Raw genomic sequence first — 17957 nt, forward strand, 5'->3', positions numbered from 1 at the left:
CCGGCTAGTCTTTTCCGCTGCCGTTACCATTCCCGTTGCCGTTGTTGCTCGGCTGGGGAGCTGGCTGGCTTGGCGCCGGGGCGGACGGTGCCTGCGGTGCCTGCGTCGCCTGCGGGGCCGCCGGAGTGGTGCTCCGGGTGGTGCCGTTCACCAGGTTGCTCGGCGGTGCCGGGAACGGATCGGTGCCGTAGCCCGGGGCAATCTGGGACATGTAGTTCGAGAACATCGGCCCGGCAATCATGTACCCGTCAATGCCCTGGTAGAACTTGCCGTTGACGGTGATGTTCTGGCCCGGACGGCCCTGCGCGCCCAAAGCGTCACCGAACCACGTGGCGGTGGCAAGGCCGGTGGTGTGGCCCACAACCCAGGTGGAACCGTTGTTGTTGGACGTACCCGTCTTGGCACCGATGGGGAAGCTGGTGCGGGTGGAGATCCGGGGCTGGATCAGCGAACCGGAACCGCGGTTCAGGACTTCCTGCAGGGCGTAGTTCACGCCGCGGGCAACCTCGGGCTTGATGGCATCGCGGCAGTTGGTGGACTGCGCAGGGAGCTGTTTGCCCGTGGCGTCCGTGACGGACGTGATGGCAATGGCCTCGCAGTACTTGCCGTCGTTGGCGAACGTGGCGAACGCGCTGGCCATGGTCAGCGGTGAAGTCTGGGTGGAACCCAGCAGGTTGCCCAGCAGGTTCATGTCGATCTTCGGGTTGGGCTCGGATCCGTCTGCCGACGGCAGGCCGCTGTGCAGTCCTACTGCGTCAACCACTTTCTGGATGCCGCAGAAGTCGAGCTGGGCGGCCGAAGCGAACGTGACCGTGTTGATGGAGTTGTAGAGGCCTTCCAGGACGGAGAGGTTCCTGTACCACTGCGGCTCGGCGTTCTGCAGGTCATCGGCGGTGCCAAGGCCCGCGTTCTTCTGCGCGGTACTGTAGCCGCCGGTGACCTTGCCGCAGGAGTTCCGCCACGGGAAGCTCAACGGGTACACCCGCTGGGCGGCGTTGACCACCGTGTTCATGGACTTGCCCTCATTGAGCCACTCCGCGAACGTGAACGGCTTCATGGTGGAACCGGGCTGGAAACCACCGATGCCGTTGAGGTCGTTGCCGTCCTTGTCCATCTGGTCCACGTTGAAGTTCAGCTGCGAATCGAACCCCTGGTTCGGCAGGAACGTGGTGTTCTGGGCCATCGAAATGATCTTGCCCGAGTTCGGCTGGACGGACACCAGCGCGGCGCCCCACTTGTCCGGGTTGGCGCCCGCGGACGCGTTCACCTGGTCCTGGGCAACAGCTTGGGCCTTCGGGTCAAGCGTGGTGGTGATGGTGAGGCCGCCGCCGTAGATCAGGCGCTGGCGCTCTTCACGCTCGGCACCGTACGCCGGATTGTTCTCCAGCAGGTGCAGGACGTAGTCGCAGAAGTACGGGGCGGAGGACGCGTACGCACAACCCTGCTTGGGCTGGGTCACCTTGGGCTCCACCGGGGTGGCCACTGCGGCGTCGTGTTCTTCCTTGGTGATCTTGCCCTGGTTCAGCATCAGGCCAAGCACCAGGTCGCGGCGCTGCTTGGAGCTCTCCGGGTTGGTGATGGGATCGAAAGCTGAGGGGCTGTTCACCAGGCCGGCCAGGAGCGCCGCCTGGGGTAGCGTTAGGTCCTTGGCGGAGGTGCTGAAGAAGTACCGCGAGGCGGCTTCAATGCCGTACGCGTCGCGGTTGAAGAAGACGATGTTGAGGTAGCCCTCAAGGATCTGGTCCTTGCTGAACTCCTTCTCGAGGGCGATGGCCAGCTTCATCTCGCGGAGCTTGTCGCCCACGCCCTTGTTAACGCCATTGAGCTTGATCTGGTCCTCGTTGCCTTCGGCAGCGAGGTTGGCGTTCAGCACGTTGTTGACGTACTGCTGGGTGATGGTGGAGGCGCCCTGCTTGTTGCCGCGGGCGGTGGCGGCCAAGGCACGCAGGATGCCGGTGGTGTCCACGCCCCCGTGCTCGTAGAAGCGGCTGTCCTCAACAGCGATGACAGCTTCCTTCATGAACGGGGAGATCTGGTCCAGGGCAACCTTGGTGCGGTTTTCCGTGTAGACGCTGGCAATCTCGCTGCCGTCCGCGGCCAGGATCCGGGTGGTCTGGTTGGGCGGATCGACCTTCAGTTCTGCCGGGAGGGTGTCGAAGAACTCGATCGAACCGCTCGCTGCGCTGCCCGACACTGCAGCCGCCGGCACCAGGAGGCCGGCCACCAGGACACCGCAGACAGCACTCACGCCAAGGAAAATAAGGATCTTTCCGAGGGTGGTGGCAGTGTCGAATAAGGGGTTCTTACGAGTTGCCATGTTTTCCACTTTACCGGCAAGGACTAGTCTTTCTCTCATGACCAAATGGGAGTACGCGACGATTCCGCTCATTATTCACGCCACAAAGCAGATCCTGGACCAGTGGGGAGAGGACGGCTGGGAGCTCGTCCAGGTAGTCACAGGACCTGACGGAAACGGACTGGTTGCCTACCTCAAGAGGGAGAAGCAGTAGCATGAGCACCCCCGCAGAAGCCCGCACCGGCGCGGAATCAGCGCCAGTTTCAGCTGTCGAGCAGCGCCTCGCAGAGCTCGGACTGACGCTCCCCGAGGTTGCCGCCCCCGTGGCCTCCTACGTTCCCGCCGTCATCTCCGGCAACCACGTCTACACCTCCGGCCAGCTGCCGTTTATTAACGGCAAACTCGAAGCTACGGGCAAGGTGGCCGCCGGCGCTGAAGCGTTCGCCGACGAGCCCACGGTTTCCCCCGAGGACGCCCAGAAGTACGCCGCAGTGTGCGCTGTCAACGCCCTCGCCGCCGTCAAGAGCGTCATCGGCGACCTTGACCGGATCACCCGGATCGTCAAGGTTGTGGGATTCGTCTCCTCGGACCCCACCTTTACCGGGCAGCCCGCCGTGATCAACGGTGCTTCCGAACTGCTGGGCCGCGTCCTCGGCGACGCCGGCCAGCACGCCCGGTCCGCCGTCGGCGTTGCCGTCCTTCCCCTCGACTCCCCGGTGGAAGTCGAACTGATCGCCGAATTCAGCTAGGACCGGTCCTTTCCTTGCCACAGCTCGCCCGCCGTCTTTTTGCACTCCCCGAGGAACTTGTAGGAGCAGCACAAAGCTGGCTTGAACACGGCGAGCGGACGCCCAGGGCCGCGCGTCTTGCGTCCTCAGTTGTCCTGCTGCGGGATTCCCCCAACGGCCTGGAAACCTGGCTGGCCTACCGGCCGGGTTCCTCGCCGCTGGGGGTTCTTGCGTTTCCCGGCGGATCGCTGGACACGGCCGACGACGATCCCATGGGCTGGCTAGGCCCCTCACCCCAGCATTGGGCTGAGCAGATGGGAACGGACGACGTCGGGCTGGCGCGCCGGCACGTGGTGGGCGCCATCCGCGAACTCTTCGAAGAGACCGGAATCCTGCTGGCCGGGCCGGACATGTCCAGTACCGTCGAGGCCACCTCCACCCCCGAGTGGATGCGTGCCCGCGTTGCCGTGGCCGAACAGGAAAAGACCCTCGCGCAGGTCCTGGACAAGCGCGGCCTGCTGCTCCGGACCGACCTGTTGAAATCCCTGGTCAACTGGCGCACCCCGGACTTCGCGCACCGCCGGTTCGACACGCGCTATTTCGCCGCCACGGTCCCCATGGGCCAGGAGCCCACGCTGCTGGACGGAAAAGGCATCTGGGGCCGCTGGGTCAACGCCGCGCAGGTCATCGACGGACGCAACACCACGGCCCTCGGCGATGAAGCGGGGCAGGAGAACACCGTGGGCCGGACGCTGGGCAAGCTCCTGGTGCCGGGCTCCGAGATCATGCTCGAGAAGATGGCCTCGGCCAACGGCTGCATCGCCTACCTCAGCTACAAGCGCAAGGCGCACGTCTACCAGCCGGCGCTCATTGAAGAGGACGGACAACTGATGCTTGAGGTGGAAGCAGCCAAGACAACCCCCGGCGACCCCCAGCGCGAACGCTAACCCACTCGCCCATCCGGCGCCGTTTCCGGACAAACGAAAGGCCGCCCTACCGGTGAGGTAGGGCGGCCTTTTAGGTTTCGCTTGGGTGCGAAGCGCCTAGCGGGAGCGCTGGCGGAGGCGCTGCATGTCCAGGATGACGACGGCGCGGGCTTCCAGGCGCAGCCAGCCCCGCTGGACGAATTCGGCCAGGGCCTTGTTGACGGTTTCGCGTGAGGCGCCCACCAGCTGCGCCAGCTCTTCCTGGGTAAGTTCGTGGGCCACAAGGACGCCGTCGGTGGCGGGACGGCCAAAGCGGTCTGCGAGGTCCAGGAGGGCCTTGGCCACGCGGCCGGGGACGTCCGAGAAGACGAGGTCCGACAGGGAGTCGTTGGTGCGGCGGAGGCGGCGGGCAAGGGCCTGCAGCAGCTGGGCGGAAACCTCGGGGCGCGTGCGCAGGAGGTTGTTCAGGCTCTCGTTCTTGAGCCCGGCCAGCCGCGTCTCGGAAACGGCAGTGGCCGTGGCCGTGCGGGGGCTGGGGTCGAACAGGGCCATCTCGCCGAAGAGCTCGCCCGGCCCAAGGATGGCCAGGAGCGACTCGCGACCGTCCGGGGAAGTGCGCCCCAGCTTCACCTTGCCGGAGACGATGAAGTAGAGCTGGTCACCCTGGTCGCCTTCGCGGAAGACGGACGCGCCGCGGGAGAGGTCCACCTCGGTGAGCTCGTCCGTCAGCAGACGGAATGCGTCGTCGTCGAGCGTGGCGAAAAGTGGTGCTCGGCGCAGTACCTCGATGTCCATGAAATCTCCTGAGTAAAAAGTATCGTCTGTGGCGCTTTTGCCATTGTTTCAGAATTTTCAAGCTTCTGTGACGAACTTGGCAGCCGAAACGCCTATAAGACGGCCTGCGACGGGGCCGCCCGGGTCCGGGCAGGAGGCCCGCTGTGACGGGGATGACGTCACAGATGATTGTCAGGGACCCCCATTAGAATGAGGTTTCAACTGTTTATAAGGAGCCTTCGTGGTCGGCTTGACTGTCCTGGACCTGATCCTGATCCTGGCGTTGCTGTCCTACCTGGTCTACGGGCTGCGTAACGGCTTCCTCGTCACTGTTGGCGGCCTGGTGGGCTTTGCAGCCGGCGCCGTGGCTGCCTTTTTCGCCGTCCCGCTGGTCAGCGGTTTTGTTGCGGACTCCGGATGGAGGCTGACCGCTATCGTGGCTGCCGCCGTCGTACTGGTGGTGCTGGGCCACGGCCTGGGCACCATGGTGGGCCGGCAGGTCCGGGGCGCCGTGCGAATCCGGCCGCTCCGCGCCGTGGACCGGCTGGTGGGCGGCGCCGTGAACGTGGTGGTTTCGGCTCTGGTGATGTCCATGCTGGCTTTCAGCGTGAGCTCCCTGGGCGTGCCGGTGGTGTCCCAGCAGCTGGCCGAATCCAAGGTCATCCGCTTCATCGACGGGCTGACCCCCATCCCTGTCAAGGCCACCATGGCGCAGCTGCGTTCCACGGTGATCGGCAACGGCATCCCCACCCTGATCGAGGGCCTGGGGCAGGGGCCGGCTGTTCCCGTTCCCAACGCCAGCACGGATACGCCGGCACTTAACCGTGCCGCCGCATCGGTGCTGCGCATCGCTGGAACTGCGTACGAGTGCGGCCAGAACCAGACCGGCACCGGCTTTGTGGTGTCCGAGGACCGCGTGGTTACCAACGCGCACGTGGTGGCGGGCGTGTCGCAGCCCGTGGTGGAGATGCCCGACGGCGATGCCATCCCCGGGCGCGTGGTCTACTTCGACAGCAGGCACGACCTCGCGGTGCTGGCCGTTGACGGGTTGCCTGCGCAGCCGCTGCCCCTCTCGGCAGACCTTCCCGGCGGCAGCGCGGCCGCGTTCTCCGGTTACCCCCACGGCGGACCGTTCCAGTCCAAGCCGGCCACCGTCCAGGACATAGCCACCGTCCTGGTGCCCGATATCTACGGCAACAACCCGGCCCCCGAGGACATCTACCGGTTGGCCGGTGATGTGCAGCCGGGCAACTCCGGCGGCCCGCTGCTCACCACGGACGGCCAGGTGGCCGGAGTCATTTTCGCCAAGGCCACAACTGACTCAGACGTGGGCTTCGCCATCACCATGGATGAGCTGAACCCGGTGGCGGCGCAGGCATCTTCCCTGAGCGCGCCGGTGTCCTCCGGCCAGTGCATCCAGAAGTAGGGACTCCCGAAGCAGCTAAAGGGTTTCGGCCAGGTAATCGATGGCCAGCCGGTAACCCGTGACGCCGGCGCCCACGATGACGGCGGCGCACACGGGCGACAGGTAGGAGTGGTGCCTGAATTCCTCGCGCTGGTGCACGTTGGTGATGTGGACCTCGACGGCGGGAAGCTGCACGGCGGCGAGTGCGTCACGCAGCGCCACGGAGGTGTGGGTGAAAGCGCCGGCGTTGATGACGATGCCCGCCGCTGTTTCGCGCGCGGCGTGGATGACGTCAAGCAGGACGCCTTCGTGGTTGGACTGGACGCATTCCACCGCGAACCCGTGCGCCTCGGCTGCTGAGCGTGCCAGCTGCTCCACGTCGGGGAGCGTCGAGGTGCCGTACTTTTCGGGCTCCCGGGTGCCCAGGAGGTTCAGGTTGGGGCCGTTGATTACCAGGATGGTGCCGCGGCTGGTGTCCGGGGTGGAGGCTTCAGTCATGCCTGCCAATCTATCGGCTGGCCCGGCGTGCCGTGCATTCTTACGTGCCTCGTCCTGCCGGAGCCGGGAGCTAGCATGTACTCCATGACCATGTCGGCTGTGCCGGGGCCCCGGGGGCCTGTGACGCGTAAGGATGTTGCGCGGTTCGCGGGGGTGAGTACTGCCGTGGTGAGTTATGTGGTTAATGGTGGTCCGAAGCGGGTGGCGCCGGCTACTGAGGCGAAGGTCCAGGATGCCATCCGCCGGTTGGGGTACCGGCCCAATGCTGCGGCGAGGGCGTTGAAGCTGGGCTCCAGTGAGACCATCGGGCTGGTCATTCCGGATAACAGCAACCCGTTCTTTTCGTTGCTGGCCCACGCGGTGGAAGAGGCCGCGGCCGAGCGTGGCTATGCCCTGGTGCTGACCAACTCGGACGGGAACGTGGCCAAGGAACGCCGGAACGTGCGTAACCTGGTGGCCCGGCAGGTGGATGGTGTGATCGTCTCGAGTGTGTTGATGGAGCCCGGCGCGGCGGATTTCGAGTCGGCGGAGGTCCCGGTGGTGTTGTTGAACCACAGTGCCGAGGCGCCGGGGTTCAACAGTGTTGGGGTGGACCTGGTGGCCGGTGCGCGGGCTGCGGTGGAGCACCTGATCGGCCACGGGCACACGCGGATTGCGTTGGCGATGGGGACGAACACGGGCAATTATTATGACGGCCGGGAGGAGGGCTGGTTGCAGGCCCTGGCCGGCGCGGGCCTGCCGGAGGGCCCGATTGTGCGGACCCCGTTCACGCGGGAGGGCGGTTACGCTGCGGGCAAGCGCCTGCTGGCCGGGGCGGAGCGGCCCACGGCTATTTTCGCGACGTCGGACCTGCAGGCCGTGGGGATCCTGCGGGCGCTGCACGAGGCGGGCCTGTCCGTGCCGAAGGATATGGCGTTGGCGTCCTTCGACGGTTCGGCGGAAGCGGAGTACAGCTGGCCGCCGCTGACCACGGTCAGGCAGCCGGCAAAGGCCATGGCCGAAGCCGCGGTGAACGCCCTCATCGGCACGGGCCGCGGCAACACCCCCGAACACCTCATCTTCCCCGCCGACCTCCAGGTCCGCCAATCCTGCGGCTGCCCCTGAGTATTTGCCTTTAGGCCGGCTGGCCCAGGGCGGGCGCAAGCCGCAGCCTGCCAACCCTGTCCCGCAGGATGCGCTGCGCATCGGGACCGAGCCCGGGATCGCTGATGACCTCGTCCACGTCGTCCAGCGACGCAATGGAACTGATGCCCAGCACGCCCCATTTGGTGTGGTCCGCCAGCACCACGGTCTTGCGGGCTGCGGCCACGAAAGCCCGGTCCGTCTCGGCCTCCAGGAGGTTGGGGGTGGTGAAACCGGCTGCGGAGTCCATGCCATGGACACCGAGGAACAGCAGGTCCAGGTGCAGCTGCTTGAGTGCGCTCGTGGCGATGGGGCCCACCAGGGCGTCCGAGGGCGTGCGCTGGCCGCCGATCAGGATCACAGTGGAGCTGTAGCGGGCCGGGCCCGTGGCGGCTGCGTGGTGGAACAGGTCGGCGATGCGCACGGAGTTGGTGACCACAGTGATGGGCGGCCCGTTGACCAGTTCCTTGGCAAGGGCCCACGTGGTGGTCCCGGCACTCAGGCCGACCGCCATCCCTTCCTGCACCAGAGCGGCCGCTTCCACCGCAATGGCCCGCTTCTCCGCTGTCAGCTGGGTGGACTTCTGCTCGAAGCCGGGCTCGTGGGTGCTGGCATCACCGGGCAGCTTCGCACCGCCGTGGATGCGCTCCAGCTTGCCGCCCTCCTCCAGCAGTTCGATGTCCCGGCGGACAGTCATCAGCGAGACGCCCAGTTGCTGGGCGAGGTCCGAGACGCGGACAACCCGTTCGCGCTGGACGACGTCCACTATTGCCTGGTGGCGTGCTGCGGGGAGCATGGAGATCCTTTCGTGCTGGGGTGGGGGAGCTGTCTCCCCGTCACCTTCCATGATGGTCTACCCCTTGCTGGAACCAAGAGTCAGGCCCGCAACAAACTGCCGTTGCAGGAGCAGGTAGATCACCAGCGTGGGGATGACGGTGATCACCGCCCCCGCCGCCAGGAGGTTGTAGTTGCTCAGGAACTCGCCCTGCAGGTTGTTGATGGCCGTGGTGATCGGGAGCCGGTTGCCGCTCTGGATGAAGATCAGGGGCCAGAAGTAGTCGTTGTAGATGAAGATGACCTGGAGGGTGCCGAGCGCCGCGAAGGCCGGCCGGCAGAGCGGCATGATGATTTCCCGGTACTGCCGCCAGATGCCGGCTCCGTCCACCAGCGCCGCCTCCGTCAGGTCCGCCGAGAGGGCCTTCATGTAGTTGGACAGCACGAACGTGCAGAAACCCATCTGGAAAGCGGTGTTGACGGCGATGACGATGATGTACGTGTTCAGCATGTTCCCGGAGTCGCTGAACGAGTAGGGCACTTCGAAGTGCTTGGCCATTTCGAACAGCGGCGCGGCAAGGACCTGCGGGGGCAGCAGGTTACCGGCGGTAAACATGATGAGCAGCGTGACGTTGAACTTCCAGCTCACCCGGCTGACGGCAAAGGCCATGAGGGACGCCAGGAATAGGGTCAGCAGCACGGCGGGGACGGTGATGATGACGGAGTTCCAGAAGTACGTGGCGAACCCGCCCTGGGTCCAGGCCTGCACGAAGTTGTCGAAGTTGAAGTCACCGGCGAAGCTGAAGTACCCGTGTTCGTTAGTGGAGGCCACCGGCCGGAGCGCCGTGTACAGCGACCATCCCAGGGGAATCAGCCACATCACGGCCATGACCAGCAGGAAGATGTGCGTGCCGTAGTGGCGCTTGGGCCTGCTGCCGGTCCGCTGCGCGGAAGCGGCCTGGATCCGGCCGGTGCGGACCGTGCGTGCTGGGGTGGTGCTCATGCTCTGTTCTCCTTGCCAAAGGTGCGGCTGAGGTAGAAGACGATGGGGACGAGGGAGATGACCAGCAGCACGACAGCCAGGGCTGAGCCGACGCCGATCACCTGGCCTTCTCCCACGAGGTTCTGGATCACCAGGGCGCTGAGCATCTCCAGGCCGTTGGTGCCGCGGTTGATGACGTAGACCACGTCAAAGGCGCGGAGGGATTCGATGATGGTGATCACCACGATGACGATGTTGATGGGGCGCATCGCCGGGAACACCACCCGGAAGAAGGTCTGGTAGGCGTTGGCGCCGTCGATGGAGGCCGCCTCCCGCAGGCTGGGGTCCACGCCCTTCAGGCCGGCCAAATAGAGGAGCATGACGTAGCCGGCGTGCCGCCAGGTGGCCGCGATCATGGCGGCCCAGATGTTCACGGACGAGTCCCCGAACCAGTCGACGGCCTGCGGCGTCCCCGCCGTGCCGAGGAGGAAGTTCAGGAGGCCGTTATCGCGTTGGTAGAACAGCTGCCAGATGATGCCGATGAGGGCCAGGGAGAGCATCACGGGAGCGAAGAAGATGCTCTGGTAGATCTTGCTGCCGCGGATGTTCTGGTCCAGCAGCACCGCCAGCAGCAGGCCGAGCGGCGTAGCGATCAGGGCCAGGAAGAGCAGCCACATGAGGTTGTGCTGGACGGCCGGCCAGAAGGGCGGGTAGTCCTGGGTGATGTACTGGTAGTTTTCGGTGCCGGCGGGACGGATGTCGGCCAGGTCCAGGCCGTTCCACCGGGTGAAGCTGAGCCCGATGGACATCAGCGTCGGCAGCCATACCAGGGCCAGTTCGATCAGGGTTGGGATGCCCACCATCAGCGACAGGACCACTTTGTCCCGGCCGGTCAGGCGGCGGACCCGGCCGCCCCTGGTCCGGCCGATCCGGCCGCCGCCGGGTTCCTGCGCTTCCGGCGGGATCAATTCTTGCGCGGTGCTGCTCATGGAAATCTTCCCTCTGCTGGTGGGACGCCGCCGGGGCGGTGCTGCTGGGTGGGGACGCTGGAAGGGAACGGACGACGGCGGGCGTGCGCCGCCGTCGTCCGTCCTGCAGTGCTGCGGTGCCGGTGTGCTGTGGGCGGCTACTGCGCGGCGTAGAGGGTCTTGGCCTGCGCCTCGAGGTTTTTGACGTCCATCTTGCCGTCCTTGATGAAGCTCTGGAGGGCGGGAATCATCACGTTGTTGGCCATGGCCGGCAACGCGTCACGGTCGAAGAACTGGCTGATGTACTTCGCATCCGCAATGGTTTCGGCACACTTCTTGTTCAGCGGGCTGAACTTGGAGGTGTCGGTGCCCTTGGCGGTGGCGATGTTGGAGGCATCCACTGCGGCGTAGGCATCCTGCGCCTCGGGTGTGCCCAGGTATGCCATGAAGTCCCGCGCAGCCTTGTTCTCGCCGCCCTTCTTGGAGAGCAGGAGGCCGTCGATGGGGGCCTCGACGGCGTCCCGGCCCTCCATGGCGATCTCCGGGAAGGCGAAGAAGTCGATGTCGGCCAGCACTGCCGCGTCGGTGAACTGCTGGGTCACGAAGGAGCCCAGCAGGTACATGCCGGTCTTCTTGGACTCAAGGGACTTGGCGGCGTCCTGCCAGGTCTGGCCGAGGGCTCCGGGATCCTGGAACGGCAGCAGCGCCGACCAGGTGTCAAAGACGGCGCTGACCTTCTGCTGGTCCCAGGATTCCTTGTGCGCGCACAGGTCCACGTGGAACTGGTAGCCGTTCAGCCGCATGTTGATGTAGTCGAAGGTGCCCATGGCGGGCCAGCCGTCCTTGTCCGCGAAGCCGATGGGGATGATGCCGTCCCCCTGCATCTTGGCGGCGAGGGTCTTGAGGGCGTCAAAGGTTTCCGGAACCTCGTACCCCTTCTCGGCCCACAGGCTCTTCCGGTAGAAGAACCCCCACGGGTAGTTGTAGTTGGGGACGAAGTACAGCTTGCCGTCCGGCCCGGTGGAGGCCTTCTTCAGGGCATCGGAATAGTTTGCGCCGATGGTTTCCCAGACGTCGTCGATGGGAGCCAGGAGTCCCTTTTCGGCGTAGTACTGCATCCGGTAGCCGGCAAACCAGGTGAAGGTGTCATCCGGGGAACCCTGGAGGTAGGAGTTGATCTTGTTCTGGAAGTCGTTGTGGGGGACCGTGTTGGTGGTGACCTTCTTGCCGGTCTTGGCCGTGAAGGCATCGGTGACTGCCTGGTAGGCCCGCTTGGGCACGTCGTCGGAGGAGCCGGAGCCGAAGGTCAGCCCGCCGGAATCGGTACCTGTTGCGGAGGGTGCGCTGCCGCCGGTGCAGGCTGCGAGGAACGGGATGCCGGCCAGGCTGGCAGCGCCAACGCCGGCGGTCTTGAGGATGCTCCGCCTGCTCGGGAAGGCAGTTGCGGACGCATCAAACGGTGAAGCCATGTTCTCTCCCTTGAGTAATAGCAGCATGTGAGGCACCTCACATCAGTACGACTATAACCTCGCAAAACAGAACATGGAAGAACGCTAAATAACACTTTTTCTGGTGGCCGTTTTTGAATCGTCACAAACGCAGGATGGCCCCGTTTATCCCGAACTTACGGGCTAAAAGGGGCCATTCGGCGGTGCTGCGGAACATACTAAGCCGGTGTTACTTTCTGAGCGACTGCGCAATCTGCTGCATGATCGTGGGATCGGCCAGAGTGGTGGCATCGCCCGGGTCGCGGCCTTCGGCAACGTCCTTGAGCAGGCGCCGCATGATCTTGCCGGAGCGGGTCTTGGGCAGTTCCGGGACTATCAGGATGTTCTTGGGCTTGGCGATGGGGCCGATTTCCTTGCCCACGTGGTTCCGGAGTTCCTGGACGGTTGCGTCGCCGTTGTTCGCGGCGTCGCCGCGCAGGATGACGAAGGCCACGACGGCCTGGCCTGTGGTCTCGTCCGAGGCGCCCACGACGGCGGCCTCCGCCACGGCCGGGTGTGAGACCAGGGCGGACTCGATTTCCGTGGTGGAGAGCCGGTGCCCGGACACGTTCATGACGTCATCCACCCGGCCGAGGAGCCAGATGTCGCCGTCCTCGTCCTTCTTGGCACCGTCCCCGGCGAAGTACATGGTCTCGAACCGGGACCAGTAGGTGTCCTTGAACCGTTCGGGGTCGCCCCAGATGCCGCGGAGCATGGCCGGCCAGGGTTCACGGATCACCAGGAACCCGCCGTGCCCGTCCGGCACAGATTCACCCATCTCGTCCACCACGTCTACGGCGATGCCCGGCAGCGGGACCTGGGCCGAGCCCGGCTTGGTGGCGGTAACCCCGGGGAGCGGCGCGATCATCTGCGCGCCGGTCTCGGTCTGCCACCACGTGTCCACGATGGGGGTCTTGTCTCCGCCGATGACCTTCCGGTACCACATCCAGGCCTCGGGGTTGATGGATTCGCCCACAGAGCCAAGGACCCGAAGGGAGGACAGATCGTACTTGTCCGGGATCTCCCTGCCCCACTTCATGAACGTCCGGATCGCGGTGGGGGCGGTGTACAGGATGGAGACCTTGTACTTCTCGATGATCTCCCACCAGCGGCCCTGGTGCGGGGAGTCCGGGGTACCCTCGTACATGACCTGGGTGGCGCCGTTGACGAGGGGCGCGTAGGCGACGTAGGAGTGGCCGGTGACCCAGCCGACGTCGGCCGTGCACCAGTACACGTCCGTCTCCGGGTGCAGGTCGAACACGGCCTTGTGTGTGTATGCGGTCTGGGTAAGGTACCCGCCGGTGGTGTGCAGGATTCCCTTGGGCTTACCGGTCGTGCCGGAGGTGTACAGGATGAACAGCGGGTGTTCGGAATCATGCCCGACGGCGGTGTGCTCGGCGGACGCTTCACCGACGGTTTCGTCCCACCAGTGGTCGCGGCCCTCGTGCCAGTCCACGTCCTGGCCGTTGCGCTTGACCACCACGACGTTGTTCACGGTGTGCCCGTCCTTGGACAGGGCGTCATCAACGGCCGGCTTCAGCGCACTCGGCTTGCCGCGGCGGTACGTCCCGTCAGCGGTGACCACCAGCTTGGCTTCAGCATCGTCGATGCGTGAGCGCAGGGCGTCGGCGGAAAAGCCGCCAAACACAACGGAGTGGACCGCGCCGATCCGTGCGCAGGCGAGCAGCGTGATGACGGCCTCGGGGATCATGGGCAGGTAGACGGCCACGCGGTCGCCCTTGGACACGCCAAGGGATTCGAAGGCGTTCGCGGCCTTCTTCACTTCCTCAGTCAGTTCGGCGTAGGTATAGGTGCGGCTGTCACCCGGTTCGCCTTCGAAATAGATGGCAACGCGGTCACCCAGGCCGTTTTCCACGTGCCGGTCCAGCGCGTTGTACGCGGCGTTGACTTCGCCGCCCACGAACCACTTTGCGAACGGCGGGTTGGACCAGTCAAGGGCTTCACCGAAGTCCTTGCTCCAGGTGAGCAGCTCGCGGGCCTGCTTCGCCCAGAAAGCCGGCCGGTCGGCGTCGGCCTCTGCATAATCGGTGGCCTTGACCACTGCGTTCGCCGCGAACTCCGGCGTGGGCGGGAAGGTCCTGGTCTCATGCAGCAGGTTTTCAAACGCGTCGCCCTGCTGTGCACCCTGTCCTGCCGGGGCAGCGGGAACGGTGGCCGTGGAGCTTGGAGTGTCCTGGGACATGTGAACCTCATCATTCATCGATCTTTGCTGCGCGGGATGCAGGCCACGGCCGTGCAGGGCCGCAAGCACGACACCGGGCACCGGCCGATCACGGACATACCGCAAAGAGCTGTTCCGGAATCCACCCTAACTCTTGCCGGCGCGGCCATGTGTGCCTTGTCACAGTTGTGCCCGTAAGCGGCATTTTTTGTGCGGTGAATGGTTTCTGTGGCAGTCCGGCGAGGTCCCCCTGCCGCCGTTTCAGCTAGTGATCAGCCGGGCTGTTGACTAGGCTGAAATGAAATTGTGACTTTACTTCGGGCCCGCGGGCCGGGCTCCGGGCCCGGCCGGGGGAACGGTGTTTCGACGGCACATCGTGGATCGGCCCAGGCCGGTTCCGTGCCGCCATGCTAAGGAGAGCAGAATGAACCAGCCCAGCTACGGCCAGAAAACCGGCCCCGCCACGGAAACGGGTGCCGGCCAGACCGGCGCCGCCGGGGCAGGCCAGCAGGCCGCGCCTCAAGGCGCCGGGACGCCGTTCCGCCTCGCCAAGGATTCCAACCAGGCAGTGCTTGGCCCCTTCACCGTGCGGGACCTGACGGTCTTCGTGGCCACCATTGTCCTGTTCGTTGCTTCGCTGCTGCCCATCTTCGGCGCACGCTACAACCTGTGGAACCTGAACAACCTCTTCTTCCTTGGCCTCGGAATCCTGTTGCCGCTGATTGTCAGCGCACTGTTCGCCGCCCGCCGGTTGGCGCCCGCCACGAAGATCCGCGTGGGCTCCCTCTCAGTTGACCAGTTCGCCTCGGTGTCCGCGTGCTTCGCTGTGGCGTTCTTCTTCATCTCCGTTGCCGGGGCCTATGTTCCCAGCCTGCTGGTGGGCCTGATCGGTTCCATCATCCTGTTCGTCGCCACCGTCCTGGGCCGGTTCGTGCCCTATCTCTCCAGCGACTTCCTGGGCCGCGCCGAAGCGCCGGCACACGTGGCGGCCCGCGAGTCCGCAGTACCCGCACCGGCGCCCCGTGCACCGAAGCAGCCCAAGCCTGAAGCGGCGGCCAAGGCGGGGTCCCACCCGGAAGCGGACTCCCACCACAAGCATGAAGCCACCCCCAAGTCCCGGCTGGGCGGCAAGCTGTTCGGCGGAGCGGGGGCCGGATCCTCAGCAGTAACGCCAGGGTCTTCGCACCATGCGCCTGAGCCTTCGCACCACGCGCCGGCGGCGGCCACCGCACCGGCAGCACGCCCGGCGGACGCCGTGGCACCCGCCACCGCTGCCGTTCCCACCGCGGCTCCGGCTCCGGCAGCAGGAGCCGCTGCGGGCACTCCCGTATCCACCGCGCCCGAAGCAGCCGACCACGCTCCCGAGGTGGACGCCGGCCCGCCAACCCAGGCCGCCGACGTCGTCCGCCCTGCTGAGGCACCAGCCGCAGAGGAAACGCAGCGCGCCAACCTTCCCGCCGCTTCCACGGGCCAGCAGACGGCAACGCACGACGTCGTCAGCTCCCCGGCTGCCTCCGCTCCGCAGCGCACGTGGGAGCCGCCGGCCGCAACCGCTGTGCACCAGCAGGTACGGGTCGAAGAGCCGATCGGCGCCACCGTCGATCCGTCGAGCCACGACGCCGGGGACGAGCATCCCGTGCATGAGGCCTTCTGGTTTGCCGTGGCCCAGCACCGCACCGCGTTCGATCCGCACAGCGGTTCCCCCGCCTTCGTCATCGAGCCCGGCGGCTGGGTCCTGGCCCTGGAAGACCGCGGGCACGAGTTCCTGGTGCAGCACACGGACGGACGCCTTGGGGTCCTCCGCGACCTCAGCAACATCGAGCGCGGCTAGCCCCCATGGCCGCGCCGAGGGCCGCCGGAAAGGGCGGGCAGGCCGTGCCCAGTGGGCAGGCTTCAGGCATGCCGGTGGTGTCTTCCGAGTCGGCGCTGGCCCTGAAGCGGCGTGCCCGGCGGATCAATCGGGCGCTGGCCGAAAAGTACCCCTACGCACACGCGGAACTGGACTTCACCAACCCGTTTGAGCTGCTGGTGGCCACGGTCCTTTCGGCCCAGACCACCGACGTCACCGTCAACCTGGTCACGCCGGTGCTCTTCGGACGCTACCCGGACGCCCGTGCCATGGCCGAAGCGGACCCGGCCGTGCTCGAGGAAATCCTCAAGCCCACCGGGTTCTTCAGGGCCAAGTCGCGGAACCTGCTGGCCCTTGCCACCCGCCTGGTGGACGAGTTCGACGGCGTGGTCCCCGGCCGGATCGAGGACCTGGTCACGCTGCCCGGCGTGGGGCGCAAAACTGCCAACGTGGTCCTGGGCAACGCCTTCGGCATCCCCGGCATCACGGTGGACACCCACTTCGGGCGGCTGGCGCGGCGGTTCAACTGGACGCAGTCGGACGATCCTGTGCAGGTCGAATCGGACGTGGCAGAACTGTTCGAGCCGCGCGACTGGACCATGCTCTCGCACCGGGTGGTGTTCCACGGCCGGCGCGTCTGCCACTCCCGGAAGCCCGCCTGCGGCGCCTGCCCCGTGGCCAACTGGTGCCCCAGCTACGGGCTCGGGGAACTGGATCCCGTGAAGGCCGCAAAGCTCCTCAAATATGAGCTCGCACCGGGCAACGAGGCGTTGCTGGAGCAGCTGCAGGCCGAGACGCACCGGGCCGCCGAGATCCGGATGGCATCGCAGCGGCGGCCCCCGGAGCGCCGGGGAGGACCCGTGACCGCTGGGGAGGACCTGTGAGCGCCAGGGAGGATCTGCTGGGGCTGGCGCGGCGTGCGGCGTCCGGATCCAATACCACCCCGGACCCGCGGTGGGCCGCCCTGACCGTCGACGCGAGCCTGGCCCGCCGGGCGGCCGTGCTGATGCTGTTCGGCGCCCTTGATGACGTCCCCGCGGTCTCGGGCAAGCCGCTGGCCCCCGCCGATCTCGACGTGCTGCTCCTGGAACGGGCCCACACGCTCGGTTCGCATCCCGGCCAGGTCGCCTTCCCGGGCGGAAGCCTGGATGCGGGTGAATCCGCCGTGGATGCGGCCCTCCGTGAAGCCGAGGAGGAAACCGGCCTGGAATCGGGCGGTGTTGAAGTCCTGGGCACCTTGCAGCAGCTCGGGCTGGCCCACAGCAACTTCCTGGTGACCCCCGTGCTTGGCTGGTGGGCGTCGCCGTCGCCGGTGCGCGTGGTGGACTATGCGGAATCCGCCCAGGTCTTCCGGATCCCCGTCCGTGATCTGCTGGACCCGGACAACCGGGTCATGGCCACCGTCCACCGCGCCGGGCGTACGTTCGACAGCCCCGCGTTTACGGTGAACGGTGTGGTGGTGTGGGGTTTCACCGGCATTGTGCTCAGCGGCCTTTTCGACCAGCTGGGCTGGTCCGTGCCCTGGGACAGCACCCGGCTGCACCCCATCGGTGTGTAGGTATTAGGGCGGCCGCGCGCGCCATTGAGCGCGGCCACCCGGTTGTTGGGGCCTTCTCAGGCCTTATGAATGGGTCAGGCCTGCTGCTGCCGCAGGTCGACCACAATTCCTGTCGCGGCGTTCTCGCGCATCGCGTTGACGCCGTCCATCAGTTTGTTCAAGGATTTGAAGCTTGGTGAAACGGCAACGATGTTGCCCTCAGCGTCTGTTAGCCGGAGCCGGTAGGACTCGTCTCCTGCCCGGTGAATCTCAAATCTGCCCGCCATGCCGGACCTCCTGGTGTGCTTCGTCGCATCAGCCGTCCGACCGGTCTGCATCAGTCGCCGCTACAGACTGTAATCCGCGTCACGCGGCGCGTCGAACTACTGCCCGGTAGGTTACTTTCTCCGTCATATGGGTAGGAATCGG

At 66.1% G+C, this 17957-nt stretch carries 17 protein-coding genes; 8 read left to right on the forward strand and 9 right to left on the reverse strand.

Annotation, left to right across the window (positions count from 1 at the left end; translation table 11 throughout):
- Positions 1–4: 4 nt before the first annotated feature.
- The gene (locus tag QE394_RS13245) at positions 5–2317 is read right to left on the reverse strand and encodes a transglycosylase domain-containing protein (protein ID WP_056078651.1); all 2313 of its coding nucleotides are present in this window, start codon (positions 2315–2317) and stop codon (positions 5–7) included.
- Positions 2318–2354: 37 nt separating this feature from the next.
- On the opposite strand from QE394_RS13245, the gene QE394_RS13250 reads away from it, so the two are divergent.
- The 3 genes from QE394_RS13250 to QE394_RS13260 are packed head-to-tail and all read left to right on the forward strand — an operon-like array spanning position 2355 to position 3971.
- Positions 2355–2510 (forward strand): DUF4177 domain-containing protein, encoded by a 156-nt coding sequence (locus QE394_RS13250; RefSeq protein ID WP_011693223.1) that lies wholly within the window; start codon positions 2355–2357, stop codon positions 2508–2510.
- 1 nt (position 2511) lies between these two features.
- Positions 2512–3045: a RidA family protein gene (locus tag QE394_RS13255; protein WP_015938334.1), complete on the forward strand. Its 534-nt coding sequence runs from the start codon at positions 2512–2514 to the stop codon at positions 3043–3045.
- 14 nt (positions 3046–3059) lie between these two features.
- The gene (locus QE394_RS13260) at positions 3060–3971 is read left to right on the forward strand and encodes an NUDIX hydrolase (protein WP_349034751.1); all 912 of its coding nucleotides are present in this window, start codon (positions 3060–3062) and stop codon (positions 3969–3971) included.
- A gap of 96 nt (positions 3972–4067) precedes the next feature.
- Here QE394_RS13260 and QE394_RS13265 read toward each other — a convergent pair whose 3' ends face one another.
- Complete coding sequence (locus tag QE394_RS13265; RefSeq protein WP_009359192.1) at positions 4068–4745, reverse strand: Crp/Fnr family transcriptional regulator; 678 nt, start codon at positions 4743–4745, stop codon at positions 4068–4070.
- Between the two features lie 220 nt (positions 4746–4965).
- On the opposite strand from QE394_RS13265, the gene QE394_RS13270 reads away from it, so the two are divergent.
- The gene (locus QE394_RS13270) at positions 4966–6150 is read left to right on the forward strand and encodes a MarP family serine protease (RefSeq protein ID WP_056078645.1); all 1185 of its coding nucleotides are present in this window, start codon (positions 4966–4968) and stop codon (positions 6148–6150) included.
- Positions 6151–6165: 15 nt separating this feature from the next.
- Here the strand turns inward: QE394_RS13270 and aroQ are convergent, their stop codons facing one another.
- Positions 6166–6627 (reverse strand): type II 3-dehydroquinate dehydratase, encoded by a 462-nt coding sequence (aroQ, locus tag QE394_RS13275; protein WP_349034752.1) that lies wholly within the window; start codon positions 6625–6627, stop codon positions 6166–6168.
- A gap of 75 nt (positions 6628–6702) precedes the next feature.
- On the opposite strand from aroQ, the gene QE394_RS13280 reads away from it, so the two are divergent.
- Complete coding sequence (locus QE394_RS13280) at positions 6703–7731, forward strand: LacI family DNA-binding transcriptional regulator (RefSeq protein ID WP_349034753.1); 1029 nt, start codon at positions 6703–6705, stop codon at positions 7729–7731.
- A gap of 10 nt (positions 7732–7741) precedes the next feature.
- Here QE394_RS13280 and QE394_RS13285 read toward each other — a convergent pair whose 3' ends face one another.
- The 5 genes from QE394_RS13285 to acs all read right to left on the reverse strand — a co-directional run bounded on the left by QE394_RS13285 (position 7742) and on the right by acs (position 14163).
- Positions 7742–8545: a DeoR/GlpR family DNA-binding transcription regulator gene (locus QE394_RS13285; RefSeq protein ID WP_056078185.1), complete on the reverse strand. Its 804-nt coding sequence runs from the start codon at positions 8543–8545 to the stop codon at positions 7742–7744.
- Positions 8546–8602: 57 nt separating this feature from the next.
- A complete protein-coding gene (locus tag QE394_RS13290; RefSeq protein WP_261620319.1) occupies positions 8603–9526 on the reverse strand; it encodes a carbohydrate ABC transporter permease in 924 nt (307 codons plus the stop codon).
- Positions 9523–10494 carry a sugar ABC transporter permease gene (locus QE394_RS13295; RefSeq protein ID WP_261620318.1) on the reverse strand — a complete coding sequence of 324 codons (972 nt, stop codon included), beginning with the start codon at positions 10492–10494 and terminating at the stop codon, positions 9523–9525. Before QE394_RS13295 ends, QE394_RS13290 begins: the two co-directional genes overlap by 4 nt.
- A gap of 137 nt (positions 10495–10631) precedes the next feature.
- The gene (locus QE394_RS13300; RefSeq protein WP_261620317.1) at positions 10632–11942 is read right to left on the reverse strand and encodes an ABC transporter substrate-binding protein; all 1311 of its coding nucleotides are present in this window, start codon (positions 11940–11942) and stop codon (positions 10632–10634) included.
- A 208-nt stretch (positions 11943–12150) separates the two neighbouring features.
- On the reverse strand, positions 12151–14163 hold the full coding sequence (acs, locus tag QE394_RS13305; RefSeq protein WP_349034754.1) for an acetate--CoA ligase: 2013 nt from the start codon (positions 14161–14163) through the stop codon (positions 12151–12153).
- A gap of 403 nt (positions 14164–14566) precedes the next feature.
- On the opposite strand from acs, the gene QE394_RS13310 reads away from it, so the two are divergent.
- The 3 genes from QE394_RS13310 (at position 14567) to QE394_RS13320 (ending at position 17549) form a co-directional block, all read left to right on the forward strand.
- Positions 14567–15973 (forward strand): hypothetical protein, encoded by a 1407-nt coding sequence (locus QE394_RS13310; protein WP_349034755.1) that lies wholly within the window; start codon positions 14567–14569, stop codon positions 15971–15973.
- A 68-nt stretch (positions 15974–16041) separates the two neighbouring features.
- Positions 16042–16875, forward strand: coding sequence for an endonuclease III (nth, locus tag QE394_RS13315; protein WP_261620314.1), 834 nt, complete (start codon positions 16042–16044; stop codon positions 16873–16875).
- Complete coding sequence (locus tag QE394_RS13320) at positions 16872–17549, forward strand: CoA pyrophosphatase (protein WP_056078203.1); 678 nt, start codon at positions 16872–16874, stop codon at positions 17547–17549. Before nth ends, QE394_RS13320 begins: the two co-directional genes overlap by 4 nt.
- Before the next feature lie 74 nt (positions 17550–17623).
- Here the strand turns inward: QE394_RS13320 and QE394_RS13325 are convergent, their stop codons facing one another.
- Positions 17624–17815, reverse strand: a complete 192-nt coding sequence (locus QE394_RS13325; RefSeq protein ID WP_056078207.1) for a DUF1508 domain-containing protein — start codon at positions 17813–17815, stop codon at positions 17624–17626.
- Between the last annotated feature and the right edge of the window lie 142 nt (positions 17816–17957).

The sequence above is a fragment of the Pseudarthrobacter sp. SORGH_AS 212 genome (assembly GCF_030818145.1).
Classification (GTDB): domain Bacteria; phylum Actinomycetota; class Actinomycetes; order Actinomycetales; family Micrococcaceae; genus Arthrobacter.